The sequence below is a fragment of the Flavobacterium sp. P21 genome, assembly GCF_050632225.1.
GTDB lineage: Bacteria > Bacteroidota > Bacteroidia > Flavobacteriales > Flavobacteriaceae > Flavobacterium.
On record NZ_CP192585.1, the window covers coordinates 3,488,453 to 3,511,784 of the forward strand.

Consider the following 23,332-nt stretch of genomic DNA (forward strand, 5'->3'; position numbering starts at 1 on the left):
CTGTATATTTCTTAATAAAAGCTTCAAAAAAATATACATATAGCATTTTATAGTTTCCTCGCAAAATTAGACAAGCGAACAAGCTCAAAAGCACTCCAAAAAGTTTTGACAAAGAAAATCTATAGCCCAAAAAGTTTTTTTTTGGGGAAAAGAAAAAAGTAGAAGAAAAAAATTGATTTTAAATTGCAACATCGAATTCCTGCTTTTGAAGTTCTGATGGCAGGATATCGTGATATTTTTTAAAAGCGACTGTAAATTTGCTCGTATTTTCATAGCCAAACTTATACGAAATCTCCTTTATCAAAAGTTTGTTTTCGATAATAAGTTCTTTAGCCAGCATCATTTGTTTTTCCTGAAAATACTTGTAGATTGGTTTTCCAAAAAACTGCTTAAATTCAGACTTAAGCTTGCTTTCTGAAATTTTGAATTTTTCAGCCAAGAAATCAATTCCAGGAAATTTATCATAAAGATTGCATGTCAAATAATTCTCGACTTTGTTGATACTGAATTTATCTTCGTAATCAATTGCAAAATGTTTTTCAAACACTTGCTGATCTCTACAAGTTCTTAAAAAACCGAAAATAAGATTTAAAGTACAGAGTTTAAACTGAAGAAAATCGATATGACTGGCTTCATTGTTCATATTCATAACCTCATCAAAAATACCGAAGTTTTTCACCAACTCATCCTTCTCATCAACCGGCCAAGCTATATAAGGCTGATCAGAGGTTATAAATTTGTCCAATCCAGCTTCTGAGAACAAACTATTTTGAAGCAAGTTTTTTTGCGGCCATTCTTCATTAAAATACAAAGTGATGTATTTATTATTTGCTCCTTTAAAATTTACATCACAATTGCGTTCTTTTGGCTTAAAGAATGTCCAGCTGTAATTTGCAAAACATAATTGCTTTTCACAAATTTTAAGATCGATTATGGGCTGACTTGTAACATTATTAAGGCTAAGCATATAGTATCCTTTATCCTCAATTTTCATTTCTGCGGGGTCATCATAAATGAGATCAAAAGCAACATTAGTTTTATATCTCATTTTAGAATAAATAACCCAAAGGCCTTCTTCTAATTTTTGATAATTGAAACCTCCCGAACAAAATGGCGTATTAGCGTAAACACTCTGTTTTACTCTATCATGTTTCATAAAGGGGTAATTAGCCAAACTCTCCACAAGATCTTCTGGAGTTTTACTGCTGTAAGGAAGATGATAGAAACCATTGCTGTACGTAAAAAAGTACTGCTTAAACTGGTTTAACCATTTTTTTAGTGTTTGTTGGAGCATTTCAAAGCCAAAGATAAAATTTATTTAAATTTTACCAAATCATGATAAAATTAAAATCTAAATAAAATGCTACTTCAAGAAAACATTTAATAAAAAAGTAAACGAATTGAGTCTGAAGATATTTAACAATCTTGAGAATCTGGCAATTACGTGAATTACAAATTTTGAAGCGGAAATATTTTTTACTACAAAAAACTAAGGTCGTTTTTAAGGTATTTCAGAATTGCAAGTTTTGTCCCAGAATGGTAATTTTAAACTTTTAGCCAACTGCTAAAAATCGCATTCGCATTTTTAAAAAGGTTAAAACTATGCCAATAAATCGTTCAGTTTAGTTTTTAAAACGTCCGTGCTCTGATGACCAAAATAATGCCCCAAGATATTGTATTCATCATCGAAAATAATAAAAGATGGAGTTCCTTTTAATTGATTGACTGTAAATGTTTCGGCTATTACAGGTATTTCAGAATAATATGACTTTACTTTCTGAATTATAGTCTTTCTTTCGATTTCAGAAAAATTTTCAAAATTAGGAATGGCATTACAGATTAATTCCACCTTATCTGAATTTATAAACTCTTCAGAAGAAGCAATAGAATCAAAAGCTACTGGAAATTTTAAGGCTTCTGAGTAAGTTGAAATTCCATAGTTTGCGCGGTAATATTTTAAAGTTTCTCCAACTAATGTTCCGCTTTCTAAAAGTAGTTTCAAACTCGCTTCGTTATTGTATTCAAAGTCTTCAAAAGCAGTAGCTACTCCAATAAAACCAATTTTATTATTAAATAAACTATAAAGCTCATTCACAATAGGAATTCCGTATATAAAACAACCCGGACAATTTACTTGAAATACAAAAGCAACATTTACTTTATGCATTTTGAATTCTCCTTGAACTAATTCTTTAGTATTTAAATGAAATTTTGACATGACTATTTTTTTTATATGATAAACAGATATGCGATATGCTACATTACACTTCAAAATTAAATATGATTATTAAATTACTGATAGTCCAGTTCTTATAATAATCTATACGTTCTGGTTTTGAATATTTTTAAAACGTTTTTTTTGAATGAATAGTAAATGAAAACTTTCATTCGAATTATGATTTCAATCATAAACTTGAGCTTTGGTCGCCATCTAAATTTGCAATTAATGAAATAGCAAAACAACGCTGTTTCAGCAAATCAAATATTTAATCCAAATATCAATACGAATGAATGCAGATCAAAAAGAGCTTATAAAAGCAACAATTCCAATTTTAAGATCAAGTGGCGAAGACCTGACAAATTATTTTTATGCCCGAATGTTTAAACATCATCCTGAACTTCGAAATATGTTTAATATGGGAAATCAGGCCAATGGAAGACAAAAATCAGCCTTAGCAAATGCAGTGCTTGCTTATGCCGAAAATATAGATAATCCCGGTGTTCTTTTGGGAGTACTTAAAGGAATCGGGACGAAACACAGAAGTCTTAATATTCAGCCAGATCAATACAAAATTGTTGGTACACATTTAATTGCTTCAATTGGAGAAGTTGTTGGAGAGGCCGCAACACGCGAAATTCTCCAAGCATGGACTGTTGCATTTTATCAGCTTGCGCAAATTATGATTGACCTAGAAAAAGAGTTATATATTGAAAACGCAACAAAACCAGGAAGCTGGAACGGATGGCGAAAATTTGTAATTAAAAAAATAGTCGAAGAATCAGCTGAAATAAAATCTTTCTATTTATATCCCGAAGATGGAAAAGCAATTGCTGATTTTTATCCGGGCCAATTTATCAGTGTGCAGGTTTTTGTAGAAGAATTAAATCTGTCGCAACCGAGACAATATAGCTTGTCAAATGCGTTCAATCCTGAATATTATAGAATTTCTGTAAAAAGAGAAAATGGATTCGGTTCAAATCCGTCTGGAATGGTTTCCAATACGCTAAATTCTAAATCAGAAGGAGAAATTATTTCAATTTCATCGCCTGCAGGATTATTCCATTTAGAAAAAGATTCAAAAAACCCATTAGTATTAATTAGCGGTGGCGTTGGTTTTACACCGATGCTTAGCATGCTTGAAACGAATATAAACGCGCTTCAAAATAAAAAAACCGTTTGGGTTCATGGTTGCAGAAATGAATCTGTTCATGCGTTTAAAAAACAGATTTCAAGTTTAAAAAAGAAGCAAAATGGCTTGAAACATTCACATTTTATGATACAGTAGATAATCTAAATAATTCCTCAGATCAAATTTTGCAAGGACGCGTTGACCTTCATAAATGCAAAGAATCAATTTTACTGGATGAAGCTAAATTTTATATCTGTGGCCCAGAATTATTTATTAAATCCCAATATGAATCTCTTATTAATTTAAATATTAAAACAGAGAATATTTTCTACGAAGAATTTGGCCCTCAGTTAATCAATTTAAATTAAAGTGAAGACTGGAATATTCTCGATTAAAAAATCTTGGAGATTAGCTTTTAGAAATTGTATCACAACTTTATTCATAACCTTGATTCTTGCTTGTTTAAACTGCACAGATCGATCGAATTTTCTCTTTTTTGGATGCGGTCTTGGGTTGTTGCTAGTTTAATTTCTAATTTCTTTTCCTTTTTTATTTTTTCAAGTAGAAAACAATAAAACGAAAAGGTTGTCTCAAAAAACGAGACAGCCTTTTTAGGTTTAAAAACGTAATGGATAACCTGTAATAATCATTTAAAATGATTTTGGGTAGTTGATAAAAATTACTTATTCAAAATAATTTTCTTAGTTGATGTTTTGCCATCTGTTATGACCTGAAGGAGGTAAATCCCTTGATCCAAATTATTCAGATCAAGTTCCTTTTCATTTCCTTCAAAAGTGGTATTCAACAATTGCTGACCTAAAATGTTGTATAAATAAACATCTGATTTTGTGTTATTTTCCAAACTCAAATTCAAGATTCCGTTTGTCGGGTTTGGATATACCACTAATTCATCAGAAACTTTAATGTCTTCTGTTTCTTCAAGAGCCGCAACGTCTTCTGCTTTCAACATTTTTCTAGTTCCAGAACATCCAGAAATATAATTGTGCTGAATATCATCAATCCAAACTGTCATTGTATTAGCTGTATTGTTTTGTTTGATGACTATTGCATCCAGAGTTACAGAAGCTCCACCAACAATTCCGTTTCCGGTTGTGATCGTTGTCCCTACTGCAGTTGGCAAGAACCATTCGTAATAATTCCAAGCTCCATTGTTGATGATTGCAATTGGAGGCAATTCTTCTAAACCATCAGCGTCATCAATCCAAGCCGTTACAACTGCTCCAGCGTTTGCCGTACTTGTTTTCAGCCAGAAACCAAAAGAGCCCTGATTTCCAACAAACGCCTGATTGTTTGCTGGAGTTCCTCCGCCGGAAAGCAAACGCACCAACCAGTTTGTTGTTACCGAAGTATTGTCATACAAAACTGCCTTTAAACTTGCAGTACCGTTTTTGTAACTATCTGTAGCCCTTGCCAAAGTAGAAGTTGTAGCAATACCAACAGTAGAACCAGATGTCGTTGGTACGCTAGTAAATCTTCCTGCAGAAGTTTCAAAAGTTTCCAGTGCAGTTTTGGTATTTGTTCCAACGCAAATTGTCATTGTATAGGTATTACTTCCGCAAGCGTTTGAAGCTACCAAAGTAATCGTTTTTGTACCTGCAGTCGTAAAACTAACTGACGGATTTGCGGCTGTACTTGTTGCAGGAGATCCGTTAGGGAAAGTCCAAGCGTAAGTCGTTGCTCCAGTTGAAGTATTGGTTAATGCCATACTCTCGCCTACTGCCAATTCTGTCAAAGGAGCTGTAAAGCCAGCCACAACTGTTGCCGCTGGATTTACAGTTACTAGTCCTGTCACTGTTTTAGTATCAGAACCTACTGAATTTGTTGCTGTTAAGCTTGCATCATAAGTTCCTGCTGTGCTGTAAGTGACTATTGGATTTGTCGCAGTACTCGTACTTGGCGTTCCTCCTGGGAATGACCAGCTGTAAGAAGTTGCATTTGTAGAAGTACTGGTATAAGTTACTGTTTGTCCTTCGCAAACTGCAGTCGTTGCTGGCGTAAAACTAGCTACTGGAGCAACATTTTCTGGCAAACAATCCACAAAAGTGAATTTGAAAGCATCAGCAATAACAACTCCTGTTGTACCTGTTGTGCGAATCACAACTTTTCCTGTAGAACCAGCGCTGAAATTGTATCTTCCTAATGAAACCCATGTCGCATTATTGATCTGCTGATTTACTGTAACAGTAGTTGTTCCGTTTTCGTCAATAATGTCCACAGGAACATTTGTTGGACGGTTTGTGCCTGCTGTAAAGTTTATGAAAACTTCATATTTTCCTCTTTGAGCAATTGACGGAGTAAAAGTTGCCGATTTAGTTCCTTTTCCGGTATCGCCATCATGAATATAATTCGTACCAACGTATCCTGCTGTTGCAGAAGTAGATGTCCAAGCCCCAACCAAAGTTGTCGCTAAATTGTCAACCGTAAATGAAGTCGATCCCGGCAAAGTACAGCCAGCACTTTTTGGCGTAAAACTTACTGGAGCAGAATATTTCGAAGTTCCTGTTGCAACACTGTAACTTCTGATTGTATAATAGTAAACAGTTCCGCCAATTGGAGATTCTGAAACTGTCGCATTTGTTGCATTCCAAGAATACGTTTTTGCAGTATTTACAACATCATTTACGACAACTGTGCTATTTGGTGTAGTTGCCGATGTAAATCCGTCTGTATCATTCCATCCCGAATTCGATTTAGAAACCTGAATACGGTAATCTGCTCCTGAAACTGTAGAATCCCAAGCAAAGTTTACTGGAGTATTCACATAAATCTGGCCTGCTGTAGGTGCTGTAGGTACAGGAATATTGGCACTAAAACAATTATTTGCCGCACAATAACTTAGATATTCTTGCTCTACAACATTATAAACTGCTGTTTTAATATTATCCCATAATGAAGAAGGGCTCGCATAAGCATTGGTAGTAATTGCGACAGAAACATTTAGTGATGGAATAAAATACATAAATGAATTATATCCAAGGATTGTTCCTGTATGACCGTGATATTTAACATTGTTTGAAGAAGTATAAAGTCGCGTTCCTAAACCATATGCAGAATTAAGCGCAGAAGGCGAAATCATTGCATTTATAGAACTTTGTGTCAAATAATTCCCTCCAAAAACGGCTTTACAATATTTTGCTAGATCGCCAGGATTTGCCACAATGGCTCCTGCCCCTTTTACCGATGTTGGCGAATAATTGTAAGCTCTTGTTCCTTCGGCTAAATTTGGAATTTTGTTGGTCGTTGTACTTGTAAAATCCATAAAAGTATTAGTTAATTCAAGTGGCGAAGCAACCCATTCCTGAATCGCTACATCTAATGTTTTTCCTAATTTCTTTTCGATTAACATTCCAAGCAAATAAAAACCTCCATTAGAATATTCATAAGAACTTCCCGGAGTAAATGTCGCTCCCATATTATTAATGTAACCCACTATTTCGGCATCTGTAAAGATTTTGTCAGGAACGGCGGCATTTATAAAATCCGAGCTTCCGTTTAAATAGTCACCTACGCCAGCAGTATGTTGCAATAATTGTTTAATCGTAATTGTACTTCCATTTGGTAAACCGGGAATTACTAAGTGTTGCGATAATTTATCATTGATATTAAAATAACCCGCTTCTTGCAATCGCATAATTAATGTTGCCGTAAAGTTTTTGGTTGCACTTGCAATTCTATATTGAGTATTCTGCAAAATTGGCGATTGCGTGTATACATTTCCGATACCTGCTGAGGCATATACCATTCCTAAATTTGGAGTAGATACCGCCACGGAAACTCCCGGAAGTCCGCTTCCTGACCATGAGTTTGTAACAGCGGTTTGTAATTTTTGCTGAAATGTTTGCGCCTTTACAAGCATTATGCCGCATAACAATAATAATAAAGTGTAGTGTTTTTTCATAGCATAACATTTTCAATTATTTTTTTTAAACTAAACTATAAAAGCAAACCGATTGAAATAAAAACTACCCAAACATTTTAAGCAATGCTTGGGTAGTTTAAAAAGATTATTTATTTAAAATAATTTTCTTGGTTGATGTTTTGCCATCGGTTATGACCTGAAGGAGGTAGATCCCTTGATCGAAATTATTCAGATCAAGCTCTTTTTCATTTCCTTCAAAAGTGGTATTCAACAATTGCTGACCTAAAATATTATACAGATAAACATCCGATTTTGTGTTGTTTTCCAAACTCAAATTCAAAATTCCGTTTGTCGGGTTTGGATATACTACCAAACCTTCTGTAATTTTTACTTCTTCAACATCGGCAACATCCAGCATTTTTCTAGTTCCAGAACATCCAGAAATATAATTGTGCTGAATATCATCAATCCAAACTGTCATTGTGTTTGCCGTATTGTTTTGTTTGATGACAATTGCATCCAAAGTTACAGATGCTCCGCCCACAATTCCGTTTCCTGTTGTAATTGTTGTCCCTACTGCAGTTGGCAAGAACCATTCGTAATAATTCCACGCTCCATTGTTGATGATTGCAATTGGAGGCAATTCTTCAAGTCCGTCAGCGTCATCAATCCAAGCTGTTACTGTTGCTCCAGCATTTGCCGTGCTTGTCTTCAGCCAGAAACCAAAAGAACCCTGATTTCCAACAAACGCCTGATTGTTTGCTGGAGTTCCTCCGCCAGAAAGCAAACGAACCAACCAGTTTGTAGTTGCCGAAGTATTATCATACAAAACTGCTTTTAAGCTTGCAGTTCCGTTTTTATAGCTATCTGTAGCTCTTGCCAAAGTAGAAGTAGTTGCAATACCAACAGTAGAACCAGAAGTAGTTGGGACTTGCGTAAATCTTCCAGCCGAAGCTTCAAAAGTTTCTAATGTAGTAGTCGTGCTTGCACCCACACAAATTGTCATTGTGTATGTATTGCTTCCGCAAGCATTTGAAGCTACCAAAGTAATCGTTTTTGTTCCTGCAGTCGTAAAACTTACTGATGGATTTGCGGCTGTACTTGTTGCAGGAGATCCGTTAGGGAAAGTCCAAGCATAAGCAGTTGCTCCTGTAGAAGTGTTTATCAGAGTCATGCTCTCTCCTACTGCTAATTCAGTTAAAGGAGCTGTGAATCCAGCTACAACAGCCGCCGCAGGGTTTACAGTCACCAATCCTGTTACTGTTTTAGTATCAGAACCTACTGAATTTGTTGCTGTCAAGCTTGCATCATAAGTTCCTGAAGTACTATATGTGACTACTGGATTAGCGGCAGTACTCGTACTCGGCGTTCCTCCTGGGAATGACCAGCTGTAAGAAGTTGCATTTGTAGAAGTACTAGTATAACTCACTGTTTGTCCTTCGCAAACTGCGGCAGTTGCTGGTGTGAAATTAGCTACTGGAGCTACATTTTCTGGCAAACAATCAACAAAAGTGAATTTGAAAGCATCGGCAATAACAACTCCAGTTGTGCCCGTTGTACGAATCACCACTTTTCCTGTAGAGCCTGCACTGAAATCATATCTTCCTAATGAAACCCAAGTCGCATTATTGATCTGCTGATTTACTGTAACGGTAGTTGTTCCGTTTTCATCAATGATATCTACAGGAACATTTGTTGGACGATTTGTTCCTGCTGTAAAGTTGATGAATACTTCATATTTCCCTCTTTGAGCAATTGATGGAGTAAAAGTCGCTGATTTAGTTCCTTTTCCTGTATCACCATCGTGAATATAATCTGTACCAATGTATCCTGCTGTTGCAGAAGTAGATGTCCAAGCCCCTACCAAAGTTGCGGCTAAATTATCTACCGTAATTGAAGTCGATCCCGGCAAAGTACAGCCAGCGCTTTTTGGCGTAAAACTTACTGGAGCAGAATAATTTGAAGTTCCGGTTGCGGCACTGTAACTTCTGATTGTATAATAATAAACAGTTCCGCCAATTGGAGATTCTGAAACTGCCGCATTTGTTGCATTCCAAGAATATGTTTTTACCGTATTGACAACATCATTAACCACTACAGTACTATTTGGCGTAGTTGCCGATGTAAATCCGTCTGTAGAATTCCATCCTGAATTCGATTTAGAAACCTGAATACGGTAATCTGCTCCTGAAACTGTAGAATCCCAAGTAAAGTTTACCGGAGTGCTAACATAAATTTGGCCCGCTGTAGGCGCAGTAGGTACAGGAACATTTGTTGTACTTCCAGCGACAATTTTAGCTAGTAAAACATTCCAACGAGCAGTTGTAAGATTAGGACAATCTGTACCTGTATTTACGTCGTTGTGACCGTAAATTCCACGATTTCCATTAGTTACTCGTCTTGTTTTTGGAACACCAGCTCTATCACAAACATCAATTGCCAAAGCGTACACGCATTCAACATTGGCTGGCTATCCCACATAGATAAATTTGTTGCCAATACTTCATGTTCTGTACTGACCCCTGCTCCATTCCATTGCGGATACCCAGAAACTCCTTGAGAATAAGCACGGTCTGCCTCACGAACTACTTGCGAAATCTGACCATCAGAGTTACGGATACAATAGTGTGCAGATGTTGGTGTTGTTCTGCCGCAATCATTAAAATAAGAGATAGCACCTTCATAAGTACCTGTCGCCATATAATGAACAAAATAGTAATCAATACCATATCCATTGCGTCCTACACCATAATTACAAGCTGTAATTCTTGATAAAGCACCAGGATAATCAACAGCCATAACGGCTTCAGTTGCACTTCCTTTAGCAGTAGAGCCTTTTGAAGTTTTGGCTGACGGGATCGTTACTACATTTCCTTTAAGATCAATAATTTCTTTCCAAAGTGTAACTGTTTTTGAACCGTCTTTAATTACTTTAAAAATACGTTCTGCCAATGAAGTTTTCATCGCTTCATCTTTCAAACCAGTTAATTCACGAGTTGCATCAAACCAATCTGCCAATCCTTTTGGACTTGCATTTTTTTGATAACTTTTGAGTAAAGTCACAGTTGCTCTAATATTCGTTTTTGCATCTTTTTTAATAGCCTCAGGAGTAGATTTGATTAATTTTGCGCCTTCAGCAATTTGATTGTTGTAGTCACTTTCAATTAATCCCATTACCCCCCAAGAACCGTAGAAAGAAGAGGAAACTTGTGCCCAGTTACTTTGAACTTGTCCCACTGCCATCAAAATTTCTACAGGAACACCAAATTCCTTACTAGCATCAGCAAAATATTTGGCCATTGTTGCAACAGATGGATGAGGCCTGTTTAGATATTCTTTCAAAAGTTCACCGTTGTGATCGCATTCTAATTCATCGTGTTTTTCGACTGAACCCGGCTTGCTGGTTACGGCATTTTTTTATTTGTTAATGCCAAATAATCGTCCATATCTCTTTGCAGAAATACTTCTCCATCAGGTTTAACTTGCTTTTTAATAGAAGATTTCAAATACTTGTCAGCCAAAGAATACAACTGTGTATCACTTGGCTTTTTAGGGTCTGGCGTATTCTGCGCCAAACCGGTTGCAACACTAAACAAAACCATAATTGCGGCAATTTGGTTTCGAAGATTAATAGGTTTGTTGTTCTTCATACTTTTTGATTTAGTTAATAAATAGCTTACATTGGGGTTATTAATAGTACGAAATCACGTAAAAATGTAATTTTTAAAACCTAAAAGAACCGCCAGATTACTTGGCGGTCTTTTAGTCCAAAAACCAAACATTATTTATTTAAGATAATTTTCTTCGTAGTGATTTTTCCATCGGTTTCAACCTGAAGAAGGTAAATTCCTTTTCCTAAATTATTCAGATCAAGTTGTTGTTCTGTTCCTTCAAAAATGGTATTCAGCATTTGCTGTCCTAGAACATTAAACAATCGAACGTCTGATTTTATATTGCTGTCTAATTTCAAATTCAATATTCCGTTTGTTGGATTTGGATATACTACTAATTCATTCGAAACTTTGATGTCTTCAACCTTTTCCTCTTCAAGCGCCGCAACATCTTCTACATTAGACATTTTTCTGGTTCCGGAACAAGCCGAAATATAATTGTGCTGAATATCATCAATCCAAACTGTCATTGTAGTTGCAGTATTGTTTTGCTTGATTACGATGGCGTCTAAGGTTACAGAAGCACCGCCAACAATTCCGTTTCCTGTTGTGATAGTTGTTCCAACTGAAGTCGGTAAAAACCATTCGTAGTAATTCCAAGCTCCGTTATTGATAATAGTCTGCGGAGGCAATTCTTCTAAACCATCGGTATCATCGATCCAAGCTGTTACAGTTGCTCCAGCATTTGCAGTACTTGTTTTCAACCAGAAACCAAAAGATCCTTGATTCCCCACAAAAGCTTGATTATTTGCTGGAGTTCCTCCGCCAGAAAGCAAACGAACTAACCAGTTTGTAGTTACGGAAGTATTATCATTTAAAACAGCTTTTAGACTCGCTGTTCCGTTTTTGTAACTATCTGTAGCTCTTGCCAATGTAGATGTTGTTGCAATTCCTACCGTCGAACCAGATGCCGTTGGAACGCTAGTAAATCTTCCTGCTGAAGCTTCAAAAGTCTCCAAAGTAGTCTTGGTATTTGTTCCAACGCAAATTGTCATTGTATAGGTATTGCTTCCGCAGGCATTTGAAGCTACCAAAGTAATAGTTTTAGTACCCGTTGTTGTAAAATTCACTGTTGGGTTTGCGGCTGTACTTGTGGCTGGAGAACCATTAGGGAAAGTCCAAGCATAAGTTGTTGCACCTGTAGAAGTATTAGTCAATGTCATATTTTCGCCAGTCGCCACTTCTGAATAAGGAGCGGTGAACCCAGCTACGACTGTTCCCGAAGGATTTACAGTAATTACATTAGTCAATGTTTTTGTATTCGAACCTGCCCCGTTTGTCGCTGTTAGAGCAACATTATAAGTTCCAGCAGTATTATACGTTACAACCGGACTTGTTGCGGTACTTGTACTCGGAGTTCCTCCCGGAAATGACCAACTATAAGAAGTTGCATTGGTAGAAGCATTTGTATATGTAACTGTTTGCCCTGCACAGATAGACGCCGAAGCCGGAGTAAAATCAGCCACTGGCTGACGCGGCATCTGGTAAACAATCTATGAAATAAAACCGAACAGCATCGGCAATAACAACACCCGAAGTACCTGTTGTACGAATCACAACTTTATTGTTTGTCCCAGCACTGAAATTATAAGTTCCTAATGAAACCCAAGTTCCGTTATTAATTTGCTGGTTCACAGGAACAGTTGTAGTTCCACTTTCGTGAATGATATCCACAGGGACATTATTCGCGCGATTGGTTCCAGCAGTATGATTAATAAAAACTTCATATTTTCCTCGTTGCGTAATTGTTGGAGTGAAAGTTGCTGTTTTTGTACCTTTTGCAGTATCTCCATCATGAATATAATTTGACCCAACATAACCTGCTGTTGCCGATGTTGCTGTCCATGATCCTACGAGAGTTGCATCAACATTATCTATAGTAATGACAGTTGTTCCTGGTACGGTACAATTAGCACTTGTTGGAGTAAAACTTACTGGAGCAGAATATTTTGAAGTTCCTGTTGCCGCACTATAACTTCGTATGGTATAATAATATGTCGTTCCTCCTATTGGGGCTTCATAAACAGCAGTATTAGGCTGATCCCAAACATAACTCATTGTTGTATTCACAACGGCGTTTACGACAACTGTAGCGTTTGGAGTTGTGGCAGTTGTAAATCCGTTAGTTTCTGTCCAACCTGAATTAGATTTTGAAACCTGAATACGGTAATCTCCATTACTAACACTAGAATTCCAAGAAAAATCTACTGGAGAATTCACATATAATTCCCCTTCCGTCGGACTCAAAGCTACTGGAGCGGCTGGCAAACTACTATAGGGAACACCCGTAATGTTAGCACTTTCATTATTGTTTTTATCCAAAGCCGTTACCAAGAAATAATTATTTGGAGCAGTCAATTGCGCTGTAGTCAACGTAAGTTGAGTTGCATTTACAATATCCAAAACTTTCGTTCCATCTTGTTTGAAATTTGGAATATCAGCCTGTGTAGCAAATGCATATACTACATATTTTATTGCCAAATCGCCATCAGTAGCGGCAACTGGAGCGTCCCATTTTAAAACATTTCCTTCAAATCGAATGTTTGTTGGTTCCAATGGACAAACATTGTCTTTCCATGGCATCGAAGGTGGAAAAGATTTATACTTGTATTGATTATTCTGCAAAGTTGTAGCAATTCCTTTTTCGTTGCTCATTATATATTGAGTCGAATAAGAAGTCTGACCAAAAGTATTTGTCATTCCCGGAATTCGGTTTTGATCGATTTGATTCTGAATTTCCGAAGCTGGCCAATTCTGAGATGAAGTACTCGGCAAGCGATCATAACCTTGGCTCACATATAAATGTCTTCCATAAGTGGCAACTTGATCATTCCACCATTGCGAAAGTTTTATATAATCTTGAGAACCTCCAATTTTCCAATATAATTGAGGCGAAATAAAATCTACCTTACCATTTTGCAACCAATTTATAGGATCACAGTATAAAGCACTATAAGAAGGGTTCCCAACAATTCCAGCTGGAACACCGCTTTTCCAAATACCAAATGGAGCAACTCCAAAAACGATATTTTTATTATTGTTGGTATTAATGACCTGCAAAGCATCATAAACTCCAGCAATCATTTTGTTGACATTATCACGACGCCAATCATCAATATTGCTTATTCCTGTCGGATTATTATTGGCGTAAGTCGCGGCATCCTGATTATTTGCCATTCCTTGATCTGGGTAAAAATAATCGTCAAATACAATTCCGTCGATGTCATAACGCGAAGCAATATCTTGTACAATGCTGATAATATAATTTCGCACCGCAGGCAAACCCGGATTCAAAATTTTAAGATTTGCATTATTTGAAGCTGTAAAAACCCAAGAAGGATTCAATTTAGAAACGTGATTATTCGCCAATGTATAACCACCAACACTTGCACGATAAGGGTTTAACCACGCATGCAAATCTAATCCACGTTTTCTGCATTCTGTAATAGCGAAACTTAAAGGATCCCATAAAGGATTTGGCGCAACACCTTGCGTTCCTGTCAGCCAATATGACCAAGGTTCAATTGATGAATTATAAAGAGCGTCGCATTCTGGTCGAACCTGAAAATAAACCGTATTGATTCCTGTAAGAACCAATTTATCTAAAATTGTGATCAACTCAGCTTGTTGAACTGCAGGAGTTGCAGTTCTGTTACTTGGCCAATCTAGATTATAAACAGAGGTCAAATATGTACCTCTTAAATCTGCTTTTGGGCTAGTACCTATTTCAGGGCCACTGTTAGAACAGCCCAGTGGTATATTGGTTCCTTGTCCCAAAATCAGACCATTCACAATTATCAAAAAGAATAAGTTAAGTAGTTTTTGCTTCATAGATTTGGTTGTTTTTAGTTAAAATATTAGTAAATATATTATAAAAAACATGCAAAAACACTTATTCAATAATGAGTTTTAAATTTAAAACATGCAAAATAACGCAAATAAGTATGCAAATAATGCACAAAAGCTTATAAACACAAGAAAAGTTTTAGTAGGAAATAATTAACAATTGTTAATAAAATATTTTAAAAATTTTAGAGCTATTTCTGTTTTACAGAAAAAGACTACGTTTTAATACTTCTTTATGAGGAAAGTGCGTAAACATAAAACACTAATAACCCGTTAATTAAAAATCGAATTTTAAAAATTGGTGGATTTCGCAAAATTAAATTGACAAAGTAAGTCAGGAAAATTTGTCGAACGTTTGGTCAGAGCGTAATCAATAGGGAGACAACATCAAAACATGTATCTCATTTATGTAGAAGAGAAAGGGATAAATCAATCTATACTTGTTTATAATTATTCTAAAATTCTGCTTGATATAAAAATACCGTATTTATACTTATCGATATAATCAAAAATTTAAATAATTTAACTAACTCAAAAGCAAGACATTTTTAAACCATTATTTTTTTCAAAAATCGTAATATATAATATGATAGTTGATAAAATACCTTATCTGGATTAACACCCCGCTTGTTTTACTTCCAGTTTTTATTTATTCATCTATCTCTAAAAAAATATTTCAAAAAGAAGAAAAAAGTGGTTAAATTTTTCTTATTTTTATTTAACAAACGTTCAAGTTGTTAAATAAAAAGTAAAATATGTTTTTTTTGTTTTTTTAGCCCTAGAAAAAGAGACAACAGCTACTAAAGCACTCATTTTAAAGGAACAAGTAAAATATTAAATTCATTTTAAAAAAACGATAGAAAAAAAACAGCTAAAAACAGATTGAAATTTAACTAAAAAAGTTAAACAACTTTAAGAATATATATTTAATATTGCGCAAAGGAAAAGCTTAAAGGATGTTGAGAATATTTCTTTAATCTTAGTTTGCTTTTACCAAACTTTAACAAATTTGATATGCCTATGATATAAACTCAACATACTAAAGTTAGTTCAATTGCTCAATTCTGCCAGGTAATGGTTTTATCTATTTCAATAATTTTTCCATATCTGTCAGTCCCATAATCAACCATACAACCAACTTAACACTAACCTATGGCAAAAAGACTACCCAAACTACCTCCTTTGCCGCAAAGCAAAATTTACAAGACCGGACAAACCAGAAGTGCTAATGATGATGTAATCTATCAAAACAGAGCCAACAGAAATGGTACCGTTTTGATTCCTTTTGAATCAATCAATTTATTTGACATTTCCGACTTCACTTCCAACAGATTTGAAAGTGGATTTATCGTTGTAATTAGTCCTGAAGAATACTACACAAATCCCGACACGCAAGATTTAATGAAGGCTCGCAAATTAAAACTTGGTGTCAATGCGATCTTGTTTTATGAGACCAGAGCGCAGTGGAATGAATTTAATCCTTACAAAAACAAGCTTAGCGTAGCTGAAAAAAGAACCTCTCCTATTGAGGGACACTTTGTTGCTCGAATACCTTCCTCTTCATCAAAAGAAGAAAAAATTATTCTTGGTTTTAATACCAGTAGCTGTAAAGGCGCTGGAATTAGAGTTGCAGAATATGCTTCTCTCTTAACGATAAAATCCTCTCATTTACAATTAGAATATTTATTCTGGCTTTGCTATAATTCTAAAGAAATAGCACTTGGAGCCGGAATGACTGAGAGCGAGATTGAAAATCGAATAGCGACTATAACTACGGCTTGTAACAACCAAAAATTATCAAATACTGATCGGCTTTACAAAACCCGAATTATTGATAATGCTAAAAACACGATCTGTCCGCTTTGTTTAAAAAAATTAAGCGCCGACGCCTTTCTGCTGAATTTCTTTGAATCGGCAGAGAAATTAGATCTCAGCAAGGAAATCAGCCCTATTAACCTTTTTTATATCAATCAGCTGAAAACTGGTGAATTCAATCATGCTCCCTATAATTTAGCTTGGGGACACCAAAATTGCAATATGATTTGTAAAGAAACAGGTGTAATTGAAACTATTAAATGGATGAAAGAAGTTGTGGTAAATACTATTATTTTCAACAAAGACTCATCCTCTTAAAAGCAAAAAGAGTAAATCAAATTATTTTTAAAAAATTATTCATAGTAAAAATGACTTTTGCCCATTGGCAGAAATTATTACTATCGCGCTACTGTATATTTCGGTTAAAACGAGAATAATTTAAATAGATCTTGATTTATAAAAATTGGATTAAAAAGAAAAAACTTCACCCCCAAAAAAAAGAAAATGATTAGCGACTTAAGAAAAAAATACATCGAAAATTATAGTGGTTTTCCAAAAGAAATTTGGATTTTGACATTAATAACTTTTATAAACAGAACAGGAACAATGGTAATTCCCTTCCTGTCAAAATATATGAAAGAGAACCTCCATTTTGAATATAATCAGATTGGCTGGGTTATGGTTTGTTTTGGAGTTGGTTCTTTTATAGGTACCTGGTTAAGCGGTGTTTTATCTGATAGAATTGGATTTTATAAAGTAATGATCGGCAGTCTTTTTGGCGACTGGATTAATCTTTTTTATGCTTCAATTTATTACGTCATTTGAAGGATTTTGTTTGTCAATTCTGCTTTTAACAACCATTGCAGATATGTTTAGACCAGCCATGTTGGTATCTTTAAACACCTATACACGAAAAGAAAATAAAACTAGAGCGTTGTCTTTGGTAAGATCAGCAACAAGCCTTGGTTTCTTATTTGGACCTCCTTTGGGTGGCCTTATAATAATATTAGTTGGCTACAAATATCTCTTTTATGTAGATTCTGCTACCTGCATTTTGGCAGTTTTAGTTTTTGTCTTATTAGTAAAAGAAAGAAAATTACCTTTCAAACTGAAATCACATAATTATGGAGTAGATAAATATGCGATATTAAAAGATCGAACTTTTTTAACTCATATGTTCATTTCGCTCATTACAGGAATTATGTATTTCCAAGTATTCACAACTTTGACGCTTTATCACAAGGAACAATTTAATCTATCAGAAGTAAATAGTGGCTTGCTTTTAAGTTTTAGCGGAATATTGACTTTGCTGTTTGAATTACCGATTGTCAATTATGTCGAAAAAAACAGAATGAACAAGCTGAATGTCATAATGGTCGGATTATCATTTATGGTACTTAGTTATATTCTTCTGTTGTTAAATGACAAATGGTATGGAATATTGTATGTAATGATGTTTTTCATGACTTTAGGTGTAATGTTGACTTTCCCTTTTTCAAACTCATTTGCCATGACAAGATCGCACAATAATCAGGAAGGAAGATACATGTCTGTATTTACAATGAGTTTTAGTCTTGCTCATATATTAAGTGCCAAAACAGGAATGGAAATTGTTGCCTATGCAAGCTACAGAGCTGATTTTATATTTATGAGTTTAATAGGCATACTAGCTATTACGCTATGTTACTTTTTAGTGAAAATGGTTGAAAAAGAAGCAATCGAAACTAAAATAAAAATTGTGCAATCAATTTTTGTAGACAAGAAAAAGAGATCTTAGCTTGCTTCAATATGAAAATGAAATATTAATTCCTTTTCAATATTTGAACAAAAAAGGGAACTACTTCTTTCTAGTATTTAAAAAAAACATTCAATATGAAAAAATACATTGCACTAAAGGTCATAATTGTTTTTATTTTTTTATCCCTTCTCGCATAATTTCACAAGAACTTTATGGCGGAATTGAAATAGGAAGCAAGGGAGTAAAAATGTCGATAATCAATGTTCAAAACATAAAAAAAGGAAAATATGATGTAGTTGATTTCTGGACAGAAAATGTAGGTATTGCAAAAGGAATATCCAAAGATGGAAATTTAGCAGAAAATGATATTGAAACTGCTTTTAATGTGGTTGTAAAAAATTACACCAAATTAATTAAGGAGGACAAAATTAAAGAACAAAATATTTTTATAGTAGTGTCATCGGGAGTTGCAATGGCTAAAAATATAGATATTTTGCGACAAAAACTGCATGTGTTTACAAACATTGATGTAGCAATAATTACCTCTGAAACGGAAGCAAAGTTATTGTTAAAAGGATGCATTCCGCCAAAACAGTATTCAGACTCTTTGATTCTTGATATAGGTGGCGGAAATACAAAAGGTGGTTATGTTGAAGAATTCAGTGAAGAGGATATTTTGGTATTTTATCCTGTAACATTAGATTTAGGAACTGTAACTTTTACAGAAAAAATAAGCAAAAACGCAAAAACCAATTCAATTGATGAATTTAATGAACTATTGTCTTCTGCACTACCTGAATTAAAAGATCAGACTAATAGTTTGTATCAGCAAAACGCAAAAATTTTCAAAAAGGATAACATATACATGTCAGGTGGCGCAGTATGGGCATTTTATACTTTGTACAAAGGAAATGGAGCAACAGAAAATTTTAATCCGTTTGAAGTTAAGGACGTTGAAGCCTACAACAAAATGATAAAAACTGATTATGCAAAATTTGAAGCGTTGGCATCTCAAAACAAGGATATTGAAAAAGTGCTAAAAACCTATTCTCAAAAATACTTGATTGCGGCAAATTCATTATTATTGACTTTGTTAGAAAAAATGCCCGATATCAAATCTAAAAACATCTATTTTACAAAACAAGGACAAATGGCCTGGCTCCTTTCCTACATTGCAGATTCTGCAAAGAGAGCAAAAAATATCCGTTAAAAATTTACTTTTTCCACGCAGTATCTTTGCTAAAATTCCATTTAAAATAAAGCTGTTTTATATATTTAGACAACGATTACGAAGATCAAGATACACTTAAAATATTGAATCAATAAAAAACCAGTAACCGAATCGATTACTGGTTTTTTATTGATTTTTTTAGTTAGGTAGATAAGTTAATAAAAAAACGCTTTATTTTTTAAAATCAAGTATGTTTCTGCAAATCCTACTATTAAGGATAACTTAGTTTTTAATTCTAAAATCAGGTTTTTTCTTCATGGATGCGCTTGCAAACAATTCATTGTTTTTAAGTTTTATAAACTCAATTCCATATTGTTTGTCCTGATACCAATTACTGATAAGGAAATTGTAGTCTTTGTTTTGAGTTATTCCAAGAGTCTTGGTATCATTTACAAGCAGATCTTTTAAGATTATTTTGTCCAAATATTCATTGGTAATCGGAATTGTATCTGCAAATACGATGAGTTGGCTAAATCCAGATATCACCGAATTCGTTAAGGTCAAAAAGGTATTTTCTCGAATTAGTATTGCTTCATATTTAAGACCTTGGATTTCAGGCCCAATATCTTCCGTATGCATCATTGTAAAATTTGAAGCATTAACTCTTGTCATTTCTTTTTTACTGTCTAAAACCTCTCCTTTTCTGGTATCAACAGTTTCCATTTCAAAACAACGAGATCCGTATTTATCAGATAAAAACGGACTTCTAATTGCAATACTATTAGAAATATTGCATTGCACACCTTGAGTAAAATCAAAATCATCATCAGCCGATCGCAAAGATATTAAATGATTAGTATCTATATATCCTCCGTAAAACTGAAAAGAATCGTCATCACAAAAGGTGACTTGTATGTATTCTAATTTTGTTTTTTTGCCAACTCCAGCCAATGACAATCCGTTTATAGGCTTATTTGCAGGTGTTCTTCTTCCTGAAAATTCAATTCGAACATATTTTAAAATGCCAGAATCACTGTCTTTATTATCTCCGCCATACATTGCTTTTTGCGGATCAAGATCGAATTCTAAAATACCAATTCCTCCTGTTTTATTAATTGGGGCATCTCCTAAAAGAATAATACCTCCCCAATCACCCGGATTTCTGTCTCCTAAGTTCTTGTCGGAAGTAAACACAATTGGATCTGTTTCAGTCCCTTCAGCAATAATTTTGGCGCCTTTGGTGACGACTAATATGCTCAACGTTTTCGTATCACATCTTATCAACGTGCCGGGTTCAATAGTCAAGGTAACATTTGGGGCAACATAAACCGCCCCTACCAAAACATAAACATTTTCTTTTTTTAATGTCATGTTTGAAGTAATTACACCAGTTATAATTTGAGAAGCCTCATTATAACTGGTGGTTTTGGGATTGAAGTTTGTCCACATATTTAACCAATTTGTATCGCCACTGATACCTTTGATGTTTTGGGCGTTACCCAATAATGTGAAAGTAAAAAATACAAGTAGGGATATTTTCTTTTTCATAACTTCTTCTTTTTAAATTATTTTAAAAAAAGGCTAACCATATAAAGTCAGCCTTCCCACAATTTCAAAATCCATTATAATTTGGAAGCAATCTCTTTTTTATACTTGTTAAGAATTGCTTTTGTCATTCCCATATTAGCTTTAGTTGAGTCAACTGCAAGATAAATCATGTACAAATTATTATCAGAAATGTCAATAATATGAATTTGAGATGATAAGGTGATCATGATATCTGAGACAATTTGATTTTTTAGTCCTAAGGCGCTGATTGCATTAAGTTTCGCTTTAACAACTTCAAGGTTGAAAGCAGAAGCTAATTCAGGATCAAAATCTTTTACTGCTGAAAGTGAGAAGTACGACATACCACTTTGAATTTCTGCAATTGATACTGCAATAAAACCTGGGCAATTTTTTTCTAGATCCTCTCCGAATTGATTTAAAAAGTCTGACATAATTTTAGTTTTTAGTTTTTTATATTTTTTCATCTTTCTTTGTCTTCAACTGCAGTTTGACATTACAAATATATTTTTCAAAACGATTGATATCATTTTCTCTTTACGATAATTTCTTACTTTTTTTCTTTTTTTAGGAAATAAGTCTTTTTTTCGAACAAACAAGAACAAACACACTGAAAATCAGCTTTTTATATTTATTTTTTTCATAACCATTGAGTGGTTATTTTCGTAAATATTCAAGTTCCTTTCTTTTTACATATAACACACTGATAAACAAGTAATTAGTATTTATTTTTTTACCATCTAATGGTGTAATTGCTTAATTTTTTCAGCTCTCTTTTCTCACATAAAACATTAGTAAATAAATAGTTACTATTTTTAAATATGTCATTTTACCCCTATAATGGTTTAAAAAACAACCCTAAAAATCACTTTTAAGAAACATTTATCTATCCGAAAGAAATTTAATCCTCAAATGTTCAGCTAACATTGGTTCCAAATGTTAATAATATGTTTTGTTTTAAGGTGATTTTATTAATGTAAACGTAACCTTTCACACCTACCCTCATCTTTATTTTTGGAGACATATAAAAAGAACCCAAAACTTTATATATGTCATTTTTAAAAGCGCATGATCATTATTCAAACGAAATCAGAAAGAGTGATCCATCTTGCACGATTCATTTGATTATCCACACCAAAACAATGTATCATGTATAAGAAGTTTACAGACGAAGAACTTGTCGAATTATTAAAATCTGGCAAGGATAAAGCTTTTGACGAACTTTATTTTAGATACCGCGATATCCTTGTACGATTTGTTTACCTCAGAATGAAATCGGTAGCAATCTCTGAAGAAATCGTTCAGGAAGTTTTCACCAGTATTTGGGAACGCCGAAAGACAATCGTAATTCAAAAAAGTTTTGCGGCATACATATATACCTCCGTGCGCTACATGACTTTAGATTATTTTAAATCCCACAGTGTTACTGACCAATACATACAAGAAGTTTTAGATAAAAACACGATTTCGTTTTCCAGTCATAACGTGACCGAAGATTTTATTTATTATGAAGAATTACAAAAAGCAGTTGATAAAGCAACCATGCTTCTTCCTAAAAAATCAAAAGAAGTTTTTATCCTAAGTCGCATAAAACATTATTCCAACAAAGAAATAGCAGACGAACTCAATGTTTCGATCGAAACTGTAAAATATCACATTACCTATTCGCTGAAATTCATGCGCACTTATTTAGGTGAGTTTAATTAAAAAGTAAAATTCAGATTAAGAAACCAGCTTTTTTCTTAACAGAAGCGTAACCTTTTGCACCTACCCAAAATTACAATTCCGAAGACATACTATTAAAGACATAAAGAAATTATAATGCCTGATAAATTAAGACAAGAAATAAAACATTTTTTAGACGGAAAATATTCTCCAAAAGGACAAGAAATGTGGAACAAATGGTACGACCGTACCGATGATTTTTTTGAAAATATGGAAATGATTCATTCGAATCGTTCGAAACTTAAAAAAGAACTAAAAGCCATTAAGAATACCAATAACGTCATTTCGCTTCCATATAAAAACTGGGCCGTTGTCGCATCTTTAACCTTATTAATTGGTTTATCAATTTTCTTTTACCAATCATCCACATCGGTTGAGAACAAACAATTTGCCGTAAAACTTGGTGAACATGCCAAAATAAAATTAAGCGACGGAACTCAAATCTGGCTAAATGCAGGAAGCGTTTTAAAATATCCAAAAGAATTTAAAGGAGATACCAGAGAAGTTTACTTGAGCGGTGAAGCTTTTTTGATGTAGCCAAAGATAAAAAGCATCCTTTTATCATACATA

At 34.3% G+C, this 23,332-nt stretch carries 17 protein-coding genes; 7 read left to right on the plus strand and 10 right to left on the minus strand.

The annotated features are described in order from the left end of the window. Positions 1-178: 178 nt before the first annotated feature. Positions 179-1,294 (minus strand): helix-turn-helix domain-containing protein, encoded by a 1,116-nt coding sequence (locus ACQ9BO_RS17510; RefSeq protein WP_431241761.1) that lies wholly within the window; start codon positions 1,292-1,294, stop codon positions 179-181. 306 nt (positions 1,295-1,600) lie between these two features. Then, complete coding sequence (locus tag ACQ9BO_RS17515) at positions 1,601-2,218, minus strand: hypothetical protein (protein ID WP_431241762.1); 618 nt, start codon at positions 2,216-2,218, stop codon at positions 1,601-1,603. 289 nt (positions 2,219-2,507) lie between these two features. Here ACQ9BO_RS17515 and ACQ9BO_RS17520 point away from each other — a divergent pair, with 289 nt between their 5' ends. After that, on the plus strand, positions 2,508-3,506 hold the full coding sequence (locus tag ACQ9BO_RS17520) for a globin domain-containing protein (protein WP_431241763.1): 999 nt from the start codon (positions 2,508-2,510) through the stop codon (positions 3,504-3,506). Between the two features lie 523 nt (positions 3,507-4,029). On the opposite strand, the gene ACQ9BO_RS17525 is transcribed toward ACQ9BO_RS17520, so the two are convergent. From ACQ9BO_RS17525 to ACQ9BO_RS17550, 6 genes are all read right to left on the minus strand, one after another. Further along, a complete protein-coding gene (locus tag ACQ9BO_RS17525; protein ID WP_431241764.1) occupies positions 4,030-7,269 on the minus strand; it encodes a serine hydrolase in 3,240 nt (1,079 codons plus the stop codon). Positions 7,270-7,375: 106 nt separating this feature from the next. Further along, positions 7,376-9,682, minus strand: a complete 2,307-nt coding sequence (locus tag ACQ9BO_RS17530) for a PKD domain-containing protein (protein WP_431241765.1) — start codon at positions 9,680-9,682, stop codon at positions 7,376-7,378. Continuing rightward, positions 9,622-10,572: an N-acetylmuramoyl-L-alanine amidase gene (locus ACQ9BO_RS17535; RefSeq protein ID WP_431241766.1), complete on the minus strand. Its 951-nt coding sequence runs from the start codon at positions 10,570-10,572 to the stop codon at positions 9,622-9,624. Before ACQ9BO_RS17535 ends, ACQ9BO_RS17530 begins: the two co-directional genes overlap by 61 nt. Before the next feature lie 62 nt (positions 10,573-10,634). Then, the gene (locus ACQ9BO_RS17540; protein WP_431241767.1) at positions 10,635-10,880 is read right to left on the minus strand and encodes a hypothetical protein; all 246 of its coding nucleotides are present in this window, start codon (positions 10,878-10,880) and stop codon (positions 10,635-10,637) included. A gap of 131 nt (positions 10,881-11,011) precedes the next feature. After that, positions 11,012-12,382: a PKD domain-containing protein gene (locus ACQ9BO_RS17545; RefSeq protein ID WP_431241768.1), complete on the minus strand. Its 1,371-nt coding sequence runs from the start codon at positions 12,380-12,382 to the stop codon at positions 11,012-11,014. Beyond that, positions 12,360-14,732, minus strand: a complete 2,373-nt coding sequence (locus tag ACQ9BO_RS17550) for a family 10 glycosylhydrolase (protein WP_431241769.1) — start codon at positions 14,730-14,732, stop codon at positions 12,360-12,362. The genes ACQ9BO_RS17545 and ACQ9BO_RS17550 overlap by 23 nt, the downstream gene beginning before the upstream one ends. A gap of 1,197 nt (positions 14,733-15,929) precedes the next feature. Here ACQ9BO_RS17550 and ACQ9BO_RS17555 point away from each other — a divergent pair. The 4 genes from ACQ9BO_RS17555 to ACQ9BO_RS17570 all read left to right on the plus strand — a co-directional run bounded on the left by ACQ9BO_RS17555 (position 15,930) and on the right by ACQ9BO_RS17570 (position 19,510). Then, positions 15,930-16,880 (plus strand): BstXI family restriction endonuclease, encoded by a 951-nt coding sequence (locus tag ACQ9BO_RS17555; protein ID WP_431241770.1) that lies wholly within the window; start codon positions 15,930-15,932, stop codon positions 16,878-16,880. A gap of 186 nt (positions 16,881-17,066) precedes the next feature. Next, complete coding sequence (locus ACQ9BO_RS17560; protein WP_431241771.1) at positions 17,067-17,387, plus strand: MFS transporter; 321 nt, start codon at positions 17,067-17,069, stop codon at positions 17,385-17,387. Further along, positions 17,362-18,339 (plus strand): MFS transporter, encoded by a 978-nt coding sequence (locus ACQ9BO_RS17565; RefSeq protein ID WP_431241772.1) that lies wholly within the window; start codon positions 17,362-17,364, stop codon positions 18,337-18,339. The genes ACQ9BO_RS17560 and ACQ9BO_RS17565 overlap by 26 nt, the downstream gene beginning before the upstream one ends. 208 nt (positions 18,340-18,547) lie before the next feature. Beyond that, entirely contained in the window at positions 18,548-19,510 is a 963-nt protein-coding gene (locus ACQ9BO_RS17570; RefSeq protein WP_431241773.1) for an exopolyphosphatase, read from the plus strand. Between the two features lie 243 nt (positions 19,511-19,753). Here the strand turns inward: ACQ9BO_RS17570 and ACQ9BO_RS17575 are convergent, their stop codons facing one another. Further along, the gene (locus ACQ9BO_RS17575) at positions 19,754-21,019 is read right to left on the minus strand and encodes a hypothetical protein (RefSeq protein ID WP_431241774.1); all 1,266 of its coding nucleotides are present in this window, start codon (positions 21,017-21,019) and stop codon (positions 19,754-19,756) included. Between the two features lie 74 nt (positions 21,020-21,093). Then, the gene (locus tag ACQ9BO_RS17580; protein ID WP_132988014.1) at positions 21,094-21,471 is read right to left on the minus strand and encodes a hypothetical protein; all 378 of its coding nucleotides are present in this window, start codon (positions 21,469-21,471) and stop codon (positions 21,094-21,096) included. A gap of 715 nt (positions 21,472-22,186) precedes the next feature. On the opposite strand from ACQ9BO_RS17580, the gene ACQ9BO_RS17585 reads away from it, so the two are divergent. Next, positions 22,187-22,744: an RNA polymerase sigma-70 factor gene (locus ACQ9BO_RS17585; RefSeq protein WP_431241775.1), complete on the plus strand. Its 558-nt coding sequence runs from the start codon at positions 22,187-22,189 to the stop codon at positions 22,742-22,744. A gap of 114 nt (positions 22,745-22,858) precedes the next feature. Further along, positions 22,859-23,299, plus strand: a complete 441-nt coding sequence (locus tag ACQ9BO_RS17590) for a hypothetical protein (protein WP_431241776.1) — start codon at positions 22,859-22,861, stop codon at positions 23,297-23,299. Positions 23,300-23,332: the final 33 nt, after the last annotated feature.